Source organism: Coleofasciculus sp. E1-EBD-02 (assembly GCF_040218245.1).
In the GTDB taxonomy this organism is placed as follows: Bacteria; Cyanobacteriota; Cyanobacteriia; order Cyanobacteriales; family Coleofasciculaceae; genus Coleofasciculus.
In genome coordinates this window covers 23,051-44,367 of sequence record NZ_JAVJQN010000004.1, presented here as the reverse complement: position 1 = coordinate 44,367, position 21,317 = coordinate 23,051, and the positions used below count along the sequence as shown (strand labels likewise).

Annotated in this window: 15 protein-coding genes and 1 rRNA gene; 7 read left to right on the top strand and 9 right to left on the bottom strand. The window is 46.7% G+C overall.

From position 1 onward, the window contains the following. A 16S ribosomal RNA gene (locus RIC07_RS00385) occupies positions 1-410 on the bottom strand; the annotation flags it as partial. 357 nt (positions 411-767) lie between these two features. Here RIC07_RS00385 and nadC point away from each other — a divergent pair. The 4 genes from nadC (at position 768) to RIC07_RS00365 (ending at position 7,524) form a co-directional block, all read left to right on the top strand. Beyond that, a complete protein-coding gene (nadC, locus tag RIC07_RS00380) occupies positions 768-1,637 on the top strand; it encodes a carboxylating nicotinate-nucleotide diphosphorylase (RefSeq protein ID WP_446392782.1) in 870 nt (289 codons plus the stop codon). Between the two features lie 83 nt (positions 1,638-1,720). After that, positions 1,721-3,478 (top strand): arginine--tRNA ligase, encoded by a 1,758-nt coding sequence (argS, locus tag RIC07_RS00375; protein WP_446392781.1) that lies wholly within the window; start codon positions 1,721-1,723, stop codon positions 3,476-3,478. Positions 3,479-3,580: 102 nt separating this feature from the next. Further along, entirely contained in the window at positions 3,581-3,775 is a 195-nt protein-coding gene (locus RIC07_RS00370) for a hypothetical protein (RefSeq protein ID WP_446392780.1), read from the top strand. A 569-nt stretch (positions 3,776-4,344) separates the two neighbouring features. Then, complete coding sequence (locus RIC07_RS00365) at positions 4,345-7,524, top strand: right-handed parallel beta-helix repeat-containing protein (protein WP_446392779.1); 3,180 nt, start codon at positions 4,345-4,347, stop codon at positions 7,522-7,524. A 616-nt stretch (positions 7,525-8,140) separates the two neighbouring features. Here the strand turns inward: RIC07_RS00365 and RIC07_RS00360 are convergent. The 3 genes from RIC07_RS00360 to RIC07_RS00350 form a co-directional block, all read right to left on the bottom strand. Then, a complete protein-coding gene (locus RIC07_RS00360) occupies positions 8,141-8,743 on the bottom strand; it encodes a Uma2 family endonuclease (protein WP_446392778.1) in 603 nt (200 codons plus the stop codon). Positions 8,744-8,932: 189 nt separating this feature from the next. Beyond that, positions 8,933-9,988, bottom strand: coding sequence for an S-methyl-5-thioribose-1-phosphate isomerase (gene mtnA, locus RIC07_RS00355; RefSeq protein ID WP_446392777.1), 1,056 nt, complete (start codon positions 9,986-9,988; stop codon positions 8,933-8,935). Positions 9,989-10,114: 126 nt separating this feature from the next. After that, a complete protein-coding gene (locus RIC07_RS00350; protein ID WP_446392776.1) occupies positions 10,115-11,338 on the bottom strand; it encodes an NAD(P)/FAD-dependent oxidoreductase in 1,224 nt (407 codons plus the stop codon). Positions 11,339-11,711: 373 nt separating this feature from the next. Here RIC07_RS00350 and RIC07_RS00345 point away from each other — a divergent pair, with 373 nt between their 5' ends. Beyond that, positions 11,712-12,308: a TetR/AcrR family transcriptional regulator gene (locus RIC07_RS00345; protein ID WP_446392775.1), complete on the top strand. Its 597-nt coding sequence runs from the start codon at positions 11,712-11,714 to the stop codon at positions 12,306-12,308. A gap of 256 nt (positions 12,309-12,564) precedes the next feature. Here the strand turns inward: RIC07_RS00345 and RIC07_RS00340 are convergent, their stop codons facing one another. From RIC07_RS00340 to RIC07_RS00325, 4 genes are all read right to left on the bottom strand, one after another. Next, on the bottom strand, positions 12,565-13,515 hold the full coding sequence (locus tag RIC07_RS00340) for a DUF1517 domain-containing protein (protein WP_446392774.1): 951 nt from the start codon (positions 13,513-13,515) through the stop codon (positions 12,565-12,567). Between the two features lie 196 nt (positions 13,516-13,711). Next, positions 13,712-13,927, bottom strand: coding sequence for a hypothetical protein (locus tag RIC07_RS00335; RefSeq protein WP_446392785.1), 216 nt, complete (start codon positions 13,925-13,927; stop codon positions 13,712-13,714). Continuing rightward, a complete protein-coding gene (gene thiS / locus RIC07_RS00330) occupies positions 13,917-14,138 on the bottom strand; it encodes a sulfur carrier protein ThiS (protein ID WP_446392773.1) in 222 nt (73 codons plus the stop codon). Before thiS ends, RIC07_RS00335 begins: the two co-directional genes overlap by 11 nt. Beyond that, the gene (locus RIC07_RS00325) at positions 14,135-15,214 is read right to left on the bottom strand and encodes a thiamine phosphate synthase (protein ID WP_446392772.1); all 1,080 of its coding nucleotides are present in this window, start codon (positions 15,212-15,214) and stop codon (positions 14,135-14,137) included. Before RIC07_RS00325 ends, thiS begins: the two co-directional genes overlap by 4 nt. Positions 15,215-15,401: 187 nt before the next feature. Between RIC07_RS00325 and RIC07_RS00320 the strand changes: the two genes are divergently transcribed. Together RIC07_RS00320 and RIC07_RS00315 are read left to right on the top strand one after the other, a co-directional pair. Beyond that, on the top strand, positions 15,402-16,955 hold the full coding sequence (locus tag RIC07_RS00320; protein ID WP_446392771.1) for a DUF1565 domain-containing protein: 1,554 nt from the start codon (positions 15,402-15,404) through the stop codon (positions 16,953-16,955). A gap of 646 nt (positions 16,956-17,601) precedes the next feature. Next, positions 17,602-19,887, top strand: coding sequence for an amylo-alpha-1,6-glucosidase (locus RIC07_RS00315; RefSeq protein WP_446392770.1), 2,286 nt, complete (start codon positions 17,602-17,604; stop codon positions 19,885-19,887). A 560-nt stretch (positions 19,888-20,447) separates the two neighbouring features. On the opposite strand, the gene RIC07_RS00310 is transcribed toward RIC07_RS00315, so the two are convergent. After that, positions 20,448-21,290, bottom strand: a complete 843-nt coding sequence (locus tag RIC07_RS00310; RefSeq protein ID WP_446392769.1) for a DUF72 domain-containing protein — start codon at positions 21,288-21,290, stop codon at positions 20,448-20,450. Positions 21,291-21,317 lie beyond the last annotated feature (27 nt).

Sequence of the window (21,317 nt, the reverse complement as noted above, 5' to 3'; positions counted from 1 at the left end):
GAGAAAAGAGGTTTACAACCCAAGAGCCTTCCTCCCTCACGCGGTCTTGCTCCGTCAGGCTTTCGCCCATTGCGGAAAATTCCCCACTGCTGCCTCCCGTAGGAGTCTGGGCCGTGTCTCAGTCCCAGTGTGGCTGATCGTCCTCTCAGACCAGCTACTGATCGCTGCCTTGGTGAGCTCTTACCTCACCAACTAGCTAATCAGACGCGAGCTCCTCTTAGGGCAATAAATCTTTTACCCGAAGGCGTATCCGGTATTAGCCACCGTTTCCAGTGGTTGTCCCCGACCCCAAGGCAGATTCTCACGCGTTACTCACCCGTCCGCCACTCAACCCGAAGGTTGCGTTCGACTTGCATGTGTTAAGCAGACCGCCAGCGTTCATCCTGAGCCAGGATCAAACTCTCCATATTAGAGTGTTTTTTTCTAGGCTCCGAAATGTCTCCTATTAATAGTAAATAGGTGACATTTCCAAGTTATCCTTATTAGTTGAGAGAGTCTCAGTTTCCTGATTCCCCTCGAAGTTTTTTGACAAGGAGTTTTGTATGCTTGGCTTTCAAACTATTGATTTGTCTTGGTTCGGACGCTTGGGTTGGGAGCGAACTCCGTTTCAAGCGCATTTACCAATGTAGTGGCTATTTCTGGAGTTGTCAACCTTTTTTTTAATTTTTTTTTGGAGAAGTCAAAAACCCTTTCCCAGAGGGCGATCTGAGCTATGTTAAATCTAGAGCTAACCCGACCAGCTTGAGAAAATTACCCCTGTTTGTCAGATGAGAGCTTTACCGCCATTGATCCTGCTAGATCCGATCCTCCAGAACTGGTTGTTAGAGGATATCGGTCGAGGCGATCGCACGACTCAAGGCTTGTGGGAAGCCCCGGACAAAATTGTCCAAGCCGAATGGACGGCTAAAGCAGGGGGAGTGATTGCTGGATTGCCGATCGCGAAACGGATCTTCCAACTCTTAAGCGATCAAACCAGTTTTGTGGCGGCTGTGGCTGAGGGGGAAGACTGTCATCCTGGACAGGTCATTGCTCGTTTACATGGCGCTCTAGATACTCTATTGATGGGAGAACGAGTGGCTCTCAACTTAGCAATGCACTTAAGTGGCATTTCTACCCTTACCCGCAAATATGCCGATCAACTTGCTGATCTTCCAACTCAACTCGTCGATACTCGTAAAACCACCCCTGGGCTAAGATTGCTGGAAAAATATGCCACTCAAGTTGGTGGTGCCATTAATCATCGTTTTGGCTTAGATGATGCCGTGATGATTAAAGACAATCATATAGTGGCAGCAGGTAGCATCAAAGACGCGATCGCTCGTATCCGGGAACAAATGCCCTACCCCCTGCGGATTGAAGTTGAAACCGAAACCCTGGAGCAAGTGACAGAAGCCTTAGATCAGGGGGCTGACATTATCATGCTGGACAATATGCCCTTGGAGAGGATGCGGCAGGCGGTACATAAGATTCGTGGCAAAAATGACCGACTGAAAATTGAAGCCTCTGGGAATATCACCCTGGACACCATTCGTGCTGTAGCCCAAACCGGTGTAGACTATATTTCCACGAGTGCCCCTATAACTCGTTCCACTTGGCTGGATTTAAGTATGAACTTACTGGACGAGAATCGCATTTAAAGTTCATTCCCTAATGTTTTGAGTAAGCCATTTCTCTCTGATTCTTGGCAACCTCTTATCGTTTCAACTCTTTACCTAGCGCAATGACTTCAACCTTGGAACAACTAAAAGCCAAATTTGAGCAAGCATTGATTGCTGCCTTTGGTGAAACGATGGCGGGTACAGATCCAATGTTAGTTCCTGCCAGTAATCCTAAATTTGGTGATTATCAATCGAATGCGGCACTCTCTCTGGCAAAACCGCTAGGTCAACCCCCACGAGCGATCGCACAGATGCTGATCAACCATCTCAATGTTGCTGATATCTGCCATCCTCCCACAGTCGCAGGACCCGGTTTTATTAATTTCACCCTCAAATCCGCCTATTTAGAAGCCAAGCTGAATAGGAGTCTCACCCACCCTCGCTTAGGTGTAGAACCCGCCAAACAGCCCCAGCGAGTTGTTGTGGATTTTTCCAGTCCAAACATTGCCAAAGAAATGCATGTTGGTCATCTGCGCTCCACTATTATTGGCGACTGCATTGCCCGTGTTTTGGAATTTCGAGATCATGATGTCCTGCGCCTCAATCATGTTGGAGATTGGGGAACTCAATTTGGCATGTTAATTACCTATCTTCGGGAAGTTTGCCCAGAGGCATTAACCACGGCTGAGGCGGTTGATTTAGGAGATTTAGTCAGCTTTTATCGACAAGCTAAAAAACGGTTCGATACCGATGAAGCCTTCCAAGAAGCCGCACGACAGGAAGTCGTGAAACTGCAAGCTGGGGCTGAAGATACTAAACGAGCTTGGCAGTTGCTGTGTGAGCAATCCCGGCGGGAATTTCAGGTCATTTATGATTTACTGGATGTACATATCACCGAACGGGGTGAATCATTCTATAACCCCTTACTTCCCGATATCGTCAAAGATTTAGAACAATCAGGCTTATTAGTGGAAGACCAAGGTGCTAAATGTGTTTTTTTAGAAGGATTTACGAATAAAAAAGGTGAACCTTTACCCTTAATTGTGCAAAAGTCGGATGGGGGTTATAACTATGCCACAACTGACTTAGCCGCACTACGCTACCGGATTCAACAAGATGGGGCAAATCGAATTATTTATGTTACTGATGCTGGACAAGCGAATCATTTTGCCCAAGTCTTTCAGGTTGCACAACGGGCAGGTTGGTTACCGGAGACTGTTGAAGTCGTGCATGTTCCCTTTGGATTGGTACTAGGGGAAGACGGGAAAAAGCTAAAAACTCGGTCTGGAGAGACAGTACGATTGCGGGATTTATTAGATGAAGCGATCGCGCGTGCGCGTGCTGATCTCGAAACTCGCATCCAAGCAGAAGGTCGCCAGGAAACCGAGGAGTTCATTGAACATGTGGCTCAAGTGGTTGGTATGGCGGCGGTCAAATATGCTGACCTCAGTCAAAATCGCACCAGCAACTATGTGTTTAGCTTCGATAAGATGCTATCGCTCAAAGGAAATACAGCACCGTATTTGCTGTATGCTTATGCCCGGATTCAAAGTATTGGTCGCAAAGGTGGCATTGATTTTGAGCAGTTAAGAACATCTACTCAAGTCTCATTGAAAGAAGACCAAGAAGCAACACTAGCGAAACATCTACTACAAGTCAGCGAGGTAATTAAAGAAGTTGAGCAAGAGTTATTACCTAATCGTCTTTGTCAGTATTTGTATGAACTGAGCGAGAAATTCAGTCAATTTTATGACCAATGTCCTGTGCTTAAAGCGGAGGAATCCGTGCGACTATCACGATTGATGTTGTGTGACCTAACAGCTCAAACGCTGAAACTGGGATTATCGTTACTCGGTATTTCGGTACTCGAACGGATGTAGAAAACATACCCCTTTGCCAAAGGATAGCCTTTCAGTCTGATCAACCGCTGGTTAAAGGGGGATAACTGAAGGGGTGACAAGCTCGCGTCAAAGGTAGGCAGGGTGTGGGGTATAGGGGGTGGGGTATGGGGTGTGGGGTATGGGGTGTGGGGTATGGGGTGTGGGGTATGGGGTGTGGGGTGTGGGGTATGGGGTGTGGGGTATGGGGTATGGGGTGTGGGGTATGGGGTGTGGGGTATGGGGTGTGGGGTATGGGGTATGGGGTGTGGGGTATGGGGTGTGGGGTATGGGGTGTGAAAAGCAAGGCTTGAGATCCTCGACCACATCTTCAGGAATGCGAATTGCGATACTGGTCATATTCACAGAATTTTCACATAAATCGAACCATTCTTCATCAACGCTTATCCCAAAAGCCTCTGTAGAACGGTTAAGCTACTAGGTAAGACGATATACATCGCTTACTCCCAAGTTGCAATTAGTGTATCTCACTCCTTATCCCGTTCTCAGTGGGTCGAGAACGGGATTTTTCATTATTGGGTGGTACCATTTTGACAAATAAAAAGGGATAGAGTATCGGGATCAATAACAACGGACAAAGAAGCCATGACCAACGACCAGACCCAACTTTACAGAAACTTCATCGATTTTTCATATAAACTTCATCGTAGCTACACACAACTCCTGCAACTTGGGTAGATAATAAAAACATAGATGAAATCTTTTTCCCACCCTTGGACAAGTCCCCGAAAGGGGATTTTTTTTTGGGCGACATAACTTAACAAAACTTCAACCCAGAATCCCCTTTGCCGGATTCCCAAAAGCGATACATGTAAGAGGGGGTGACGATTGTACTCACCCTCTGATTAATGAAAATCTCAGCTCAAGCCCTCTGTGTTGGATTACTTGTTTCTGGAGGGTTAACTTCGCCTGTCATTGCCCAAACCCCTGCGTCGGAAACCGATACGCCACGTTTACCAACTCCGGGAACTGCCACAGATTTGAGAGTCTTACCCCGTGTAGGCGTCGATTTTACCACCGAAGGCGCAGGCTATCAAGACCCATTTTTTAGTCTGGAAGGCTTTGTTCCAATTACTCAGAATCCCGGAAGTACCGTGACATTTCTGGAAGGACAATTACGCCTGTTAACCGACTCCACGATGGGCGGAACGATTCTTCTGGGACAACGATTTTACAATTCCACTCAAAACCGGATTCTGGGAGGCTACCTTGCCTATGATACCCGTGATACCGGAAACAGCATGTTTCACCAAATTGGTGCAGGGTTTGAACGACTAGGGGATAATTGGGATTTGCGGGTGAATGCGTATTTGCCAGTTGGTGAACGCCGCCAAGAGGTGGATGAGTCGTTCTCCCTGCGCGGATTTCAGGAGAATAATTTACTCCTCAATCATCGCCAGCGCTTTGAATCTGCAATGGCGGGATTTGATATTGAAGCGGGGGGACGGTTATTGCGATTAGGGGCGGGAGATTTACGGGGATATGCAGGGTTTTATTACTATGGCGGGGAGGGAACGGATAATGCGATTGGGATTCGAGGGCGATTGGAAGCACATCCGACGGATTATCTAAATCTGGGTTTATCGGTGCAAACTGACCAAATCTTTGACACTCGGATTGTCCTCAGTTTAGGCGCAACCTTTCCTGGAACTCGTCCCCGTGGGGTTGAATCCGGTAGCGCCTGGACACGGATGGGTGAATCGGTAGGACGTATCGCTACAATTATTGTCGATGAACAAACGGAAAATGAACAAGTCGCGGCGATAAACCCAAAAACGGGTCAACCTTGGCAGTTTCAGCATGTCACGTTGGGGGTGAGTACAGGAGAGGGTACGTTTGAAACGCCGTTTGGCACAGTGCAGGATGCATTGAGTGTGGCACAAGCTGATGAGATTGTTTATGTGCAAGTGGGTACGACGTCTGAGACAGAAGGCTTTCAGTTTGCGGATGGGGTAACGGTACTCTCTGCAGGTGCAGTCCAACGCATTGATACGCAGCAACTGGGTAGGGTGCAGTTACCCTTATCGGGAAGCGGTGAGTTTCCCACAATTACGGGAACGGTGACGCTAGGAAATAATACTACCCTGACTGGGTTTGCGATCGCGAATGCCACGGGGAATGGTATCCAAGGCGCGGCTATTGAGAATGTGACGATTCAAGATAACCGCATCACCAACGCCACAGGACAAGGGATTAGTCTCATCGATGTAACTGGAACCAGTGCGATCGCTGGTAATGTTATCACAAATAGTGGTCAGCAGGGCATTTTTATTCAAGCATCGGGAACCACTCAACAAGAACTCACCCTGGATAGTAACCAAATCAGTGACAGTGGTGGTCAAGGTGTTTTTATTCAAGCCTCTGGTGAGGTGCAACAGCAATTAACCGCAACCAATAATCAAATTAGTAATAGTGTCGGTCAAGGATTTTATTTGGCTGCGAATAATAATAGTCGTCAAGTTTTTGACGTTTTAAATACAAGTATTAGTAACACCGTCCTGGATGAAAATGGGGATGGTGGTCAAGGTCTTTTCCTGCAAGCCAATGCCAGCGCCCAGCAAACCTTGACTCTGGAAACCTTAACGGTTACTGAAAGTGCAGGTCAAGGCATCTTTATCGCCGCCAATGGTAACGAAAATGACCTGACGCAGCAATCTCTTCAAGATTTTAATCTCAGCAATGCTACGGTTAGCGAAAGTACAGGACAAGGGATTTTCATCGCGGCTAATAATAATAGTGAGCAAACCTTTGACATTGATGCCAGTACCATTAACCAGACTCGTCTCGATAGTAATGGTGATGGGGGTCAAGGTGTCTTTATTCAGGGGAATCGCGTCGCTGTTCAAGATTTCACCCTCAACGATACCACAGTCACAAATACCGCTGGACAAGGTATTTTAATTGCTACGAATGGTGATGAAAAGGACTTAACTGCTCAATCGAGACAGGAGTTCCAACTGAATAGCACTGACGTTAGTGAAACCGTGGGTCAGGGAATTTTTATTGCGGCGAACAATAACAGCGAACAAGTCTTTGACATCAACAGCAGCACGATTCGCAATATTGAACTCGACGCCCAAGCCGAAGGGGGACAGGGAATTTTTGTCCAAGGTAATCGTATGGCAGTCCAGGAATTTCAGATTAATAGTCCGACGATAACCAACAATGCTGGACAGGGTATTTTTGTGGCAACGAATGGAGATGAAAATGACCTCAGTGTACAATCACGGCAAGAGTTTGCCATTACAGATGCCCAGCTTAGCCAGAGTACAGGTCAAGGAATTTTCATGAGCGCTAATAACAATAGCACTCAAAACTTTGAGATTACAAATAGTACGATTAATGATACGACATTGAATAATCTCGACAGTGGCGGTCAAGGGATTTTTGTCCAAGCCAATAGCATTGCCCAACAAGACTTCACGATTGATAATGTCCAAATCAGTGATAGTCAGGGTCAAGGTCTTTTTGTTGGGGCGAATGGGGATGAGAAGAATCCCGAACTCCAATCTCAGCAACGGTTTCAGATTAGTAATGTGCAGATTAGTAATAGCACAGGTCAGGGGATTTTCGTATCGGCGAATAATAATAGCCGCCAGGAGTTTGAGATTGAAACCAGTACAATTAGCGGTACAACTCCCACCAATGGAACGGATGGAGGTCAAGGTATTTTTGTCCAGGGAAATGCTGTCTCGGTGCAAGATTATCGGATTAACAATACCACGATTACGGATAATGCTAGTCAGGGTATCTTTTTGCAAACGAATGGCAATGCTGAAACTCTTGCCGATGTAGAGTTGACAATTTTGGATAAAAATGCTATTCCAGGATTTAATGCCGTACTTAATAGCGATCGCACGTTCTGCCTAGCCCTCACTGAGAATAGCAGCACGACAGAGTTCCAGCTTCAGCGCAATAATGGCACATTCGAGGTCGTGAATCTAGATACTCTCACTCAGAATAATACAGGAACCGTTAATTTTGCCCCCACCCTGGAAGACTTTACTAACGTTTCTCAGTGTAATTGAGGGTAGAAGGGTAAGAGGGTAGGAGGATTGTAGGGGCGGGTTTAGCCGTGTAATTGACGGGTATACCGATAAGTAGGTGGACACAATTAAAGTTAGCGGTGGAGATTAGGGAACAGGGAACAGGGAACAGGGAACAGTAAGGGTTTGAGGCTTGTTTACATAACTTAATCTAGTTAAGTTTATTTCCACCAACCTACTTAACTTATCAACAAAACCCGCCCTCTTGTCGTTTAGATTTGAGACAAAGTATGTAGTGGCGTGGCACACCTTATTTGATGAATTAACCATTAGCCCCGAAACTGTAGGGGCGCACAGACGTGCGCCCGATTCAATGGTGAAATCTATTCCACAATTTTAGCTGTGTCAGTCCAGTAGCTTGCTTCTCGCGCAGCAAATATAATGATCACGATTTTGTCAAGATCAGTTTTAGATCAAGAGCAAAGTGCGTCAGAACTGATCTAGAAGATCGTCTAGCTTATGAGCCAATATAATAAGTAGCAAGACTCCAGATGCAGTCATCAACCAAATAACTCTGCCTGAAGGAGAAAAGCATACACCCTGATACTTGTCCTCAGCCTTTCACAGAAAGCGCTGAGGTTTTTCGTATGTTGCCACTTTAACGACTGCGGATTGCTTGAATAAATTCGTTTACGGCATCGTACTGATCGGGATACGCAATGTAGCGTAACAACAGCGCCTTATCCAAATCAGGGAAAAAGGAACTACGATTCACCTCTTCGTACTCTAGAGAAGCGCCCAGAGAGAATATCCTCATCTGATCGGATTTCCAGAACCAGACTTCAGACACCCGCCTAGGTTTATACAAATCCCGTCTGTCGATAGTTCCGCTGGTCACGATAATCTCGATCACAATATCAGGCGTTTCCTTATTACTACCAATGCAGTAAGATTCATCAGGTGTACCGGAGGCATATCCAGGCGATTCCAGCGTAAATCCACCACGCCTGTAAAATCGGATGCGCTTTTCTCTCATGTAAGCTTCTAACAGCAAGCTAAGAGTGCTTTTAATATTTTCATGAAATGCCCCAATCGGAGACATAATTTCCATTACCCCGGATAAGTAAGTCAGCCTGACGCCTTGATTATTCTGTAATTGGGTTTCGATCGCTTTGAACTGTTCCCAGGTAATATCATGCAAAGTCACCAATTTTTCGGCTAATGGTGGCTGGGGTTGTTTGTCTAAAAGGGAGACGTTCATGGCTGTTTCTGGCAAACAAGGTAATTTTAGGTAGGGTAGGCAAGATTTATAATGCTTAAAACGAGTCGTGTTATTGTTTGTTGCCCTTGCCTACCTCAAGGTTACTTAGGATTTATTCTCAGTGTGGCAAGTTCTCAAGCGTACCAATGATCTTGCACCATTTCCAGTAAATCCCGGTTAACCCAACCATCACGCCAATTGCTTCACGCGAAATTGCTGCAACTCTTCTGGACGCATCGCCCCTTTTTCGGTAATAATGGCTGAAATTAACTCTGCTGGCGTGACATCAAATCCTGGATTATAAAACTCAACCCCAGTGGGACAAGTCACCGTCTCACCGATTTGATAAATTTCTGAGGGATGGCGTTCTTCAATCGGAATTAAATCGCCTGTGGGTAAGTCAAAGTCAACCGTAGATAGGGGGGCGGCGACAAAGAAGGGAATATTATGGGCTTTGGCGAGTAATGCCACACTATAAGTGCCAATTTTATTCGCCGTGTCTCCATTGGCAGCAATTCTATCTGCACCCACCATCACCGCATCAATTAATCCCTGATGCATACAATGGGCTGCCATATTATCGGTAATCAATGTTACCGGGATTCCTTCTTGCACACATTCCCAAGCCGTCAGTTTTGCCCCTTGTAACCGGGGACGAGTTTCACAGGCATAAATTCTGGCTAACCGCTTCTCGCGCCAGGTGGAACGCACCACGCCCAAGGCTGTACCGTAGCCGGCTGTGGCTAGGGAACCCGCATTGCAATAGGTAAGAATACATAATTTTTCTGGAGTCGCAGGCATAGCTGCCAACCCATTATCCCCGATCGCTTTACAAATCTCTAAATCTTCAACCTGAATCGCCTGGGCGGTTACCAACAGTGCTGTTTTTAACTGATCCACTGAACCAATGGTTTCATGGGCAGTTTTCAACATCCGGGCGATCGCCCAAAATAGATTCACTGCTGTCGGGCGAGTCTGACGCAGCTGTTTGGCTACCTCTTCGAGTTCCGTGACAAACGTCTCGCGATCCTCGGTTTTAATGTCTCGCGCCCCCAAGTACATCCCGTAAGCCGCCGCCACCCCAATCGCTGGCGCCCCTCGGACAATCATAGTTCTAATTGCCCGTGCCATATCCTCACAGCACTTAATTTCAACCACTGTATAGTTGTGGGGTAAACGGGTTTGGTCAATTAGGAGTACGCGATCGTCGCGCCAAACGATGGGATACACCGGATTACTGGGCATGGTTACTTATGGGCTAATGTGGAAAACTGCATATAGTTTAACTTGCTTTGGTTATTTGTCATTCGTCCTTTGTCCTTTGTCTTTGGTGACGTTGGATACATCCCTTCAGTGACTCCGCCTCATCAGTCATAATTTATACTTCATTACATATTTTGCTTTCCACCAGGAGCGAATTTTTCGGATCAGGTAAACGATTAAACTCTTGGACAGTTTATTAAACTTATAGTAAAACACAATATCCATCATCTCTTGAGTGTCTAGAGGCGTCAGGTAAGATACCCCTTCATCAATTTTTTCGTCGCTTTCAATCAAATAGCGTTTCCTGCAAATTTTTTCAGATAAATTCCAAGTTCGGTAGAATTTATGATAAATTTCTTTTTGATACTCCTGAAAACTGGCTGATTGACCCTTTAAATACTGCTGAATATGCTTGCCCGCGATTTCGGCGCAATGCATGGCATGGCGAATCCCTTCACCGCCCAAAAGGTTCACCATGGATACGGCATCCCCAATGGCAATAATATTATCGCGATAGTAAATATCCCTCAGTCCACTGGAATAGTGCAGCGTTGACCCATGAGTATCGATTATCCTATAGTCTTTGGCTTGTATATGCTCGTGAATCAGTAAATCAATATAATATCGAATCGATTCCGTCTGCTTAATAATTTTATGGTCTGATCGATACGATGCCGCGCCTACCTTTAACCGAGGCTTCTCCATGGGAAATATCCAAGAATAGCCTTTTGGCATCCATTTATGCCCCAAGAAAAACCAGAGGGAATGGGCATATTTATCATAATCATCATCTGAGACTTCAATTAAATATTCGATCCCAGAGGGCTTGAAAAACGCAGGTTTCTCGCTGTCCTTAGGATACATAACCGCCCTAGCGGGTCCTGTGGCATCCACCAACACCTGGGTGGTGACAGTAATCGGTTCCCTCCCTCGCGGCTTCAGTTCAACCCGCGTCTCACCGTCTGTTTGGACATACCTCACATATCGACATCCCAGCCAAACCTCGCCGCCACAAGATTTAACTTCATCAGCCAGAAATTGTCGCAACTTGGCGAAATTTAAGACAGCCCCTAAGGTTTGCGGAGCATCCCAATTTCGGGTTAAATTAGTGGTTACAATCACCAAATTATGCCAAAAACTGCCGACCACATCCTCAGGTAAGTCAAATTTTTCTAAGGTTTCTAATGGCGTAGCCGCACTGGAAAAATTATTTTTCTCAAAGGTTTCATGCTGCTCGACCAACAAAACCTGATAACCGGATTTCGCTAACCACCTTGCACATTGTCCCCCGGCTGGACCTGCGCCGACTACGACAACATCGAAATTTCGCATACTATATTAGTAAAGGGTGTCATGATTCCAGTCTCTCATACCAGGTTGCAAGTTTAGTAGTAACCGTTAAATTTTTTTGGCAAAAGGTAAATGGAAAACTTGCTTCCTTTCCGTCCTGCTCCTTTACCTTGTCCATCTGTTACTGCGCTTAAAGAGGATTGGAAATCGGGGATGAGTAAACATGATCGCTGATTGGGTTCCTTTGAGTCTGTCCTAACCTTGATGGCGATAGCTATACATCCTCGATGATCAGTTGAAATATTGTTTAGTCCTGAATGACTAACCTACTCCCTCCTTTCATCTTACGCGGGAGAGGGGAATTTTGAGCTACGAAATGCAACTGACGAGCAAATAAACCATTCCAGAATTATGTATGAAACCATCTAAACGCGAGCAAATTGCCCAAGCCGCTATGCAACTTTTTATCCAGCATGGCTATAGGGAAACCAGTATGGATCAGATCGCCGCTGAAGCAGACGTATCTAAGCATACCATTTACAATCATTTTCAATCAAAAGAGGGATTGTTTATCGAATTGGTGGAACAGTTCATCTGTGAGCAGTTTCAGCCTGATTTTAATTTTAACCCGTCGGATGAGCCAGCCGCAGGGTTACGGAGATTGGCAGAGGCATTTCTAGCGAAACTAAATAATCCAGAGAATTCGGCGTTTCTACGTTTATTGATTGCTGAATCGGGTCATTTTCCTCATTTAGCACAATTGTTTATCCGCCGGGTTATTGGGGAAGAACGTCATAGTCTGAAACAGTATTTTGAGTCCCATCCAGACTGGCACATTCGTGATCCGGAGTTGACTGCTTATATTTTTTTGAGTTCTATGTCTTCCTTGGTGCTTTTTCAAGAGGTTATGCAAGGAAAGTCAATTTTGTCAATCGAACAAGACCGTTTAATTGACCAGTTAGTTGACTTGGTTTTATCGAACTCGGCGGTTCAAGTTTTATCACCGCCCTGAGACGAATTGTTTCCGGGATAAGGTCAAATTTAGCGGTTGAGAGTAGGGCGGGTTTCGTTGTTGAGTATGAGGTTGGTTGACTAATTTAGCGGTTGAGAGTAGGGCGGGTTTTGTTTTTGAGTATGAGGTTGGTTGACTCATTAAATCCCTAAACCCGCCCCTACTTCCCCTAAACCCGCCCCTACTGCCCCTAAACCCGCCCCTACATCTTCCCCTAAACCCGCCCCTACATCTTTGGCGTGCGATCGCGGGTGAGTTATACCAGCTTCAGATCAGGATATTCTGCTAATACATCATCTGAGGTTAACGTATCGCCTTCGGCTTGAGGTGTCCAGAGAACTTCAATTGCCAATAAGCGATCGCTCGATACACCACCCATCTGACGCAAGGCTTGACGCAAGTCATCGGAACTATTGATGGTGGGTAATTCCAGCTTCCCTTGCACACCCACTAAAAGGGTAACGATAATGTATTCACCCGGATCTTGAGATTCAACCAAGGCTCCATCCCCTTCAGCCGCTTTAGCAGTCCCTTGGCGAAGTTGACCCTGATAATTGGATAGGGTTTCTTCGGCAAATTTACTACGTTCGGCTAGGGAAAGCTGATTAAACCGAGCTTCGGCGGCGTCTAAAGCAATTTGCTGGGATTGGGTTGCACCATACACCCAGTATTCTGGATGGCGGAGTAAGGCTAAAGTAGACTCTTGCAGCACTTGCGCTCGTCCTTGAGGGGAATCGGTATTCGCTTGTTGAGCTAACTTGTCAAGTTCATACTGAAGCTCACGCGCACTAGCAAGTAAACCCACTTGCAAGCGTCCCACGGACACCTTAGGGTTGATCGTGCTAGGGACATCATTTCCGCCTCCTTCACCCAGACGCCGGAAAGACTGCACCAAGAAATTCGCGATCGCAAAAAAGATCAGAATTCCGAACAGACTCCCCACACCACCGAAGCCGAAGAAGGGTAAGAGAAACGGAAAGCCAATTCCTCTCCCACCATATCCATAACCGCCACCGCCACCGCGATAACCACCACCAGGGCGAGAATAGGTACGACTGGGAGCGCGGAAGGAACCGCCTCCAATTCTCCCACCACTACGAGCGGCTAAAGCGTCACTGGCATTTCCCAGGACTAAGGTAAAAATGAGACCAACAACAAGCAGAGACTTTAAAAAGGGTTTGATCTTGGAAAAAAGATGGTTACGCATACGTTAATTAGGATTATTCCAACTCAGGTGAGTTTCCAACGGTTGACATCAGCCATGAACAATTTTTACCCTCATCAGTCTGAACCAAGGGAAACAACTCACCTCAAGCTGGGTGGGATTACTAACTACTCTTCCACTGTATCGCTCTCCTTCATGAGCTGAAACATCCCAGTGGAGATTACCGATTGGTCATTCGTCATTCGTCAGGGAACAGGGAACAGGGAACAGGGAACGGGGAACAGGGAACAGGGAATAGGCAATAGGCAATAGGCAATAGGCAATAGGTAAGGTAGAGTTTTGAGTTAACTTCCCCTGCTTCCCCTGCTCCCCCTGCTTCCCCTGCTCCCCCTGCTCCCCCTGCTTCCCCTGCTCCCCCTGCTTCCCCTGCTCCCCCATCTCTCCTACCCACCACCGACAATCGTTACCACCTCTAACTGATCCCCATCCTTCATCTGAGTATCTGACCAAAACTGGCGGTGAAGAATCTCGCCATTGTACTCAATCGCCACTAAACGCGGATTGAGGTCAAGCTGTTCTAAAAGCTGAGGCAATTTGGTGTCAGCCGCACAGGTACGGGATTCACCATTCACTTGTAGAGTAATTTGATTACTATTGTTGGTCATGATTGAGGAGTACCAGCTTCAATACGACGCAGGTTTTGTTCTTTGGTGAGTTGAGAGAGAAAATACTGAGTCACCAATGTCGGTTGTTCAGCCTGCATAATTGCACGCACGATCGCGACTCGTTTCGCTCCCGCCCCTAAGACCTCATGAATATTATTCGGATCAATGCCACCGATCGCAAACCAGGGAACTGAGGCTTGTTGCGCTGCATACTGCACATAGTCTAACCCCGCCGCTGTTTTGCCGACTTTGGTGGGAGTTTCATAAACGGGTCCAACGCCAATATAATCCGCGCCTTCTGTAATTGCCTGTTGCATTTCCTCAGGATTTGTGGTAGACCGACCAATAATTCGATGGGGTCCCAGGAGTGTTCGGGCGACAGCGATTGGCAAATCCTGCTGTCCTAAATGAACACCATCGGCATCAATTGCCAGAGCCAAATCCACGCGATCGTTCATAATCAATAATGCCCCATAGTGGTGGCACATCTGGCGTAGTTTCTGGGCTTGAGCGAGTCTGACTAAATCGTCAGCACCCTTTTCCCGATATTGAACTAATGTCAGTCCCCCTTGTAGCGCCGCTTCTACCGTGGGTAAGAGTTGGTCTGAGGGAGAGGTAACTAAATAAAGCTGCGATCGCTTCAGCCGTTGATAACGGTGGTAGATTAGCAACTGACTTTCTAGGGTATAGACCCGATAGCGCATTTGCTTACAAGCGGCTCCCATACTGGGACTATGAAGCTTACCATATTCTTCTAGTACCCGTAAGGCTTCCTGAACCCGACACAGGTTCGCTTGCAAAACCTGTTGGATATTGGCGCGTTGTTCTTCCTGGGGATGAGAGAGTTCCGTCCCCAAATCACCAGGCGTATCCCGTTCGGCGCGAATCTCTCGACTATGCCAACGGGCGAGTTCTTGGCGCATCTGTTTGCATTCACTCGCCATCTGGACGCTATTTAGACCAAAGCGACACCACTCTTCGATAATCCGTAAGCCTTCTCTGGCTCGGTCTAAATTCGCATCTAAAATTCGGCAAACTGCTGGTTCTTGATCTATCCAACCGTTGTACCCACTCATCGCCAACTGCTCCACATGATTTTTTATCCTAACAGGGTAGTGGCTGTTAATCGTTGACCGAGTTTTGAGTAACTCATAAACTATCGGGAATTATTTAAATATTGTAGAACCATTGTTAATTAGCTATTCTAGTGCAACTGAGTACAGTAAACTCAAAGCATGTTTGTTGAGATTCACACCCCAGCAGATGGTTAAGCCCTACCCAATTCAATGGTTCCACCACCGACGTCTCATCCGGTGTAGGATAGGCGCGATCGCTGTGGTTTCTCTTAGCTGCATCACCCTGACTCCTCTGGAAGCTGTAGCACAGTTAACACCGAATCCTCAGCACCTTGTTGTCCAAAATCAGCAAGACACCCAAGTGTTGTTGGTTAACCCCATAACTGGGGATGATATTAATGGTAATGGTAATATGGATTCCCCGTTCAAAACTATTGCCAAAGCCTTACAAGTCGCGCAACCGAATACGGTGATTCGATTAACGCCGGGAGTCTATAGTTCCCAAACGGGTGAAACCTTCCCTTTAATTTTGCCCGATGGCGTCACGTTGCAAGGAAATCCCCGCACCAGAGGGGAGAATATTATCATTCAAGGGGGGGGCATGTTTGAAAGTCCCACCGTATCTGAGCAGAATATTACCATTCTGGCAGCAAACCCCGCCACGGTAACGGGTGTGACGATTACTAATCCCAATCCTCAAGGCTATGGGTTATGGATTGAATCCAGTTCCCCGATAGTCGTGGATAATACATTTACGGAAAATACCAGCGCCGGAATTGTGGTGAAAGGCAATAGTGCGCCAACCATTCGCAGCAATTACTTTTATAACAATGGTGGCGACGGTATTCTGGTGGCGGGGATATTACAAGCAGATGTGCGGGAGAATGTGTTTATTGATCGGGAAAACGCTACTTTGGAATTAAGTGGCGATGGCGAAGCGCCGCTGCGAAGCGCAGATCGCAACAGTCCTTCACCCTCGGTTGAATCCCCCACGACTACGAGTATTCCCGAAACCGAATCGGTATCTGAACCCGTTGCCACTACTGCGAATCCTTCGCCAACTCCTGAAAGTGTTTCCCCCATCATTGAACCGGAGACAACTATCTCCCAGTTAGAAACCCTTCCCACCACATTTCCCTCTGACTGGAGAAACATCTCCCTATCGGTGGCGAATCCCCCAGAATCAACTGAGACTCAACCCGCCGCCGGAGATCAGACAGACACATCCTCTTCAACCTCGCCCATTTCCGCCGCGTCTTTTCCGGTTCCCGCCAGTCTCCAGTCTCAACAGAACCCAACTAACCCAGCGACACCAGCCGCAACCGTTCCCCGGATCATCGATATTTCCGTCCCCTCGCCAACCGAGACGGCGATACCTGATACATCCACACCAGCCACCTCGACACCTGAAGCCGAGATGGGAGATATCACGGTTAATGCACAAGAGTTTCCCAGACGGGATTCTATTCCTGTACTCAGTAGCAACAACCCATCCGCCACCCCCCAGGAACCGCCCCTAGAAACCGCACCGGAAGGGCGTTATCGGGTATTAGTCGCCGCCGCAACTGATGATCAGCAAACCTTAGTGCGATCGCTAATTCCTGGGGCGTTTCGTACTTCTTACAATGGAAAATTAATGATGCAAGTGGGATTATTTAGTAGTCGCGAGAATGCCCAAGAAATTCTTAATTTGCTTCAGGAGCAAGGATTAACCGTGACCATAGAAACACTTCAGGACTAGAATTGCTGTTGATTCCCGTTCCTTCCCAATCTCAACTGTCAACTTTAATTTTGCCCGACTACTTATTAGTCTGCTTGAGAAAGACCGGATTAAGTAGGTAGGGACAATAAAATTAACTGTGGAGATCGTCATATTTAGATTAGTCAATTGTAGGGGCGGGTTTAGGGACTAAAACTAGCTGATCACCGATAACTTAAAAACAAAACCCGCCCTTATTCACATTGTCGGTATTCCCTTTGATTCTTGAAGGCAAAAGCCGGAGTTACTGTGGAAGATCCAAATTTACAGCGGTTTTCAAGTTGATAGACTACAGTAGCAGCAGTGAGTAAAACAACTCCGATAGGGTGAAAAGCAAGCTTTGGGCTATCTAAAATCAAGCTTACCCCATTACATTTTTTTGTTCATTGAATCCGGGCGGGTTTCGTTGTTCAGGTATCGGTGTCCCCATTAATTAAGTTCCTAAACCCGCCCCTACAATTGACTTATTTTACATTACAATCCACTCAGGGGACTACAGACAAGGCTTTAGCCGCAAAGCAAGTGGATACAATTTTTTATTCCATAAACATGAAAAGTGCTGTAAAACAGAAGGCAGAAGTAAGTTCGTCGGGGCGGGCGCAAGCATCTTTAGGAGGAACTATGAACAATGTCTGATACAAATACCCTCAATGAAAAAACTGGAACGGATCTAAATATCGTTGAACTCAACGGTAGAACCTTTGCACCGGCTGAACAAGTGCCGATTCCAGAGTTGCAATGCAGGACGACAAAACGACTCCAATCGACACTTACGATGAAAGATGACGACCTATTCTTGATTACTGATCCCCTAGGCAATATTGCCGGATGTCTTGATGACGAATCGGACAAAAGCTTGGGGTTATTTTGTCAAGATAGTCGGTTTCTCAGTCACCTAGATTTACAAATTGAGGGACTCTCACCCATTTTACTCAGCAGTACAGCAGGACGGGGTTTTGCCCTTTCGGTTCTCTGTGCTAATCCTTATGTTGAGGGACGTATTCCGGCGGAAACGATTGGCATTCAACGCAATATTGTACTACAGGGTGGACTGTTTGAAGACCTGAAGATTACCAACTATAGTACCCAACCTGTTGAGTTTGAACTCAGTTTAAGTTTTGATGCCGATTTTGCCGATCTATTCCAAATTCGCGGTTATCTCCGTCAGCAGATAGGGACTTTAATGCGACAGGTTATCCCTCAAGAGGATAATGCTTTGGACTGCGATGTACAATCCTTGGTTGAGGAAACGGGCGAACTTACCTTAGCCTATCAGGGATTGGATCAGGTGTTGATGGAGTCTCGAATTCAGTTTTATCACCGTCAGCCTGATGAGTTTAAGGGATATACGGCAATTTGGCGGTTGAAATTGGGTTCTCATGAAACCCAGCAATTGGGGTATCGGGTACAACCCTTTATTGACAATCGTCCGGCTTCTGTGGTAAAAGCGCCGACAACTCTAAAACAAGCGATCGCGGCTGAGGCGACGGAGGAGCGGGATTGGCGAGAGGGTGTGACTCGGATTCGCACGGATAATCGAGTCTTAAACCAGATTATTGAACGCGCTGAACAGGATATCTATCTTTTAGGTCAAACCTTTGGCAAGGGTAAGATTCTCTGTGCTGGGATTCCCTGGTTTTCCACGTTATTTGGACGGGATTCCCTGATTGCTGCAACCCAAACGCTGATCCTCGATCCGGGGATTGCGCGTCAAACGCTGATTACCCTGGCGGAGTATCAGGGTAAAGTTGAGGACGAGTGGCGGGAAGAAGAACCCGGTAAGATTCTCCATGAGTTGCGTCTGGGTGAAATGGCTCGTTGTGGCGAACTCCCCCACACGCCTTATTATGGTACGGTCGATGCCACGCCGCTGTGGTTGATGCTCTATGCTGATTATTATGCCTGGACTTATGATCAGGAACTGTTGGATCGGTTATGGGATAATGCGTTAGCGGCGATGGATTGGATTGATCGCCGTTGTCAGCAGACAGGATATATTAGCTATGAATGCAAGTCGAAGGGGGGACTTCGGAATCAGGGATGGAAAGACTCAGGAGACTGTATCGTTGATGCCAAAGGGAAGTTAGCGGAAGGGGCGATTACGCTGGCGGAAGTGCAAGGGTATGTTTATGCGGCGAAAATGCGCTTAAGTCAGCTTGCGCGTAGCAAAAAGCAGTTAGATTTGGCAGAACGTTGGCATGAGGAAGCCCAAGCCCTGAAAACCCGCTTTAATCGCGACTTTTGGCTCCCCGATCGCGGTTATTGTGCCTTGGCGTTGGATGGTAAGGGCAAGCCTGTAGATAGTATCACCTCTAATCCGGGGCATTGTCTAGGACTAGATATTTTATCAAAGGACAAAGCGCACAATGTCGCCGAACGATTGCAAGCGCCGGATATGTTTAGTGGCTGGGGAATTCGCACCTTAAGTAGCTTATCTCCCGCCTATAATCCCATGGGTTATCACCTCGGATCAGTATGGCATCACGATAATGGGATGATTATTGCCGGATTGCGATCGCTCGGATTAGTGGATCAGGCGTTGGAGGTGGCTCAGGGTATTATCGACATGACGGTGCAACAACCCTATTATCGTCCACCGGAACTCTTTTGTGGCTATGAACGCACCCCCGATAGCACACCCGTGCGATATCCTGTGGCGTGTTCGCCGCAAGCCTGGGCAACAGGGACGATTTTCCAACTCCTACAGGTGATGGTTAATTTAGTACCCGATACGCCCAGGAATTGTCTGCGAATTGTTCATCCTACTCTACCGGAATCCGTGCAGTATTTGTCACTGCAAAACCTAAAAATTGGGCAAACCGCATTAGATTTAGAATTTGAGCGCTCTAGTGGAGCAACTGCCTGTCGAGTTGTGCGGAAACGCGGCAATTTACGAGTTGTCATTGAAGCTTGATCGCCAGGGAGTATCTCATACTAAGTTATGTTTTAACCTGTCTTATAACAGCGAAACTAAAATAGGTTGTCGGTTGGGTTGACGCAAGGAAACCCAAATCAGTAAAGGATTTTAAAGCGGTTTTCAAGTTAGTGGACTACAGACAAGGCTTGAGCCGCAAAGCAAGTGAATACAATTGTGTATTCCATAAACATGAAAAGTACTGTAATATCAACCTTAGTCAAGGGCGACCCGATCACATTGAGTAGATACAGTTGTTGATTTGTGCAAGCGGGTCGCCCCTACACCAGGATTCAAGGTGATATGGTTTCATCGGGTACTTTTGCCTTATTTAGGGCTTGCTGCACAAAGCCAAAACCGCAAAGCCCATCAATACTTTGAGCTTTATTGACAGAGGGTTTGATTTAATGAAATCGGGTAGCATTCCTCATAAGAATGGCATCACCTTGCTCAGGAAAAATTTACCCTTGCTCCCCCAGCTTCCCCAGCTTCCCCGGCTTCCCCCGCTCCCCCTCACCACACCACTTATTCAGCAGCCCCTATTTATATATCCATTCCTATCAAAACAAACTTAATTGTATGGGTGAGTGATCAATCTGATTCCACGGTAACGGAGGAATAAGTACACCATTTTCTTCTAATAATTGCTGAAACTGTCGCGCATTAGCTGGAGAGTAGTCTTCAATGGGACAGTGAACGAAAAAATAAATCTGTTGCCCTAACTTTAACTCCTGATCCACCCATTTTACCCACTCTTGGAAAAATGGCTGATTCACCTGTTGATCAGGATGACTAATAAACCTAACGAAACTAAATTCTGCGGTTACGACGGGTTGCACAGGGAGTCTTGGCTTGCGAACGTCTAAGGGCGTTTTATAAAGATTTGAGTGACTGTAAGCCGGTCGGCTATCCAATAATACTCGTCCGACTTCTAATTGGGTTAACAGTTCATTCAGATGACTAGCGTGGGGGGATTCAAACCAATCAGGATGACGCACTTCTAGTGCGATCGCAACCTCCGTTTTCTGCCATGCTTTGAGAAAGGCGGCTAAATCCTCTAGGAATGCGGGTTCATAGCTGGGGGGAAGTTGGACAAACACCGGACCTAAATGTTCTCCTAACCCTCGCATCCTCTCCAAAAACGCTAACGCCTCTGCAATTGAGGGTTTCAATAATCTATTATGAGTTAGCGATCGCGGCAATTTAGGGCAAAACTGAAAACCCGGTGACATCTGGGATTTCCACTGCGCGATCGTTTCTGAACTGGGAATGGCGTAAAATGTGGTATTGCCTTCAACGGTTCTCAACCGTTGACTATACAGATGCAGCAATTCCCCTGCTGGACTCTTCGGCGGATAAAACTCACCAATCCAACCCTTATACGCCCAAACTGCACAACCCATTGACTTCTCCCCCGGTTAAAACGCGGG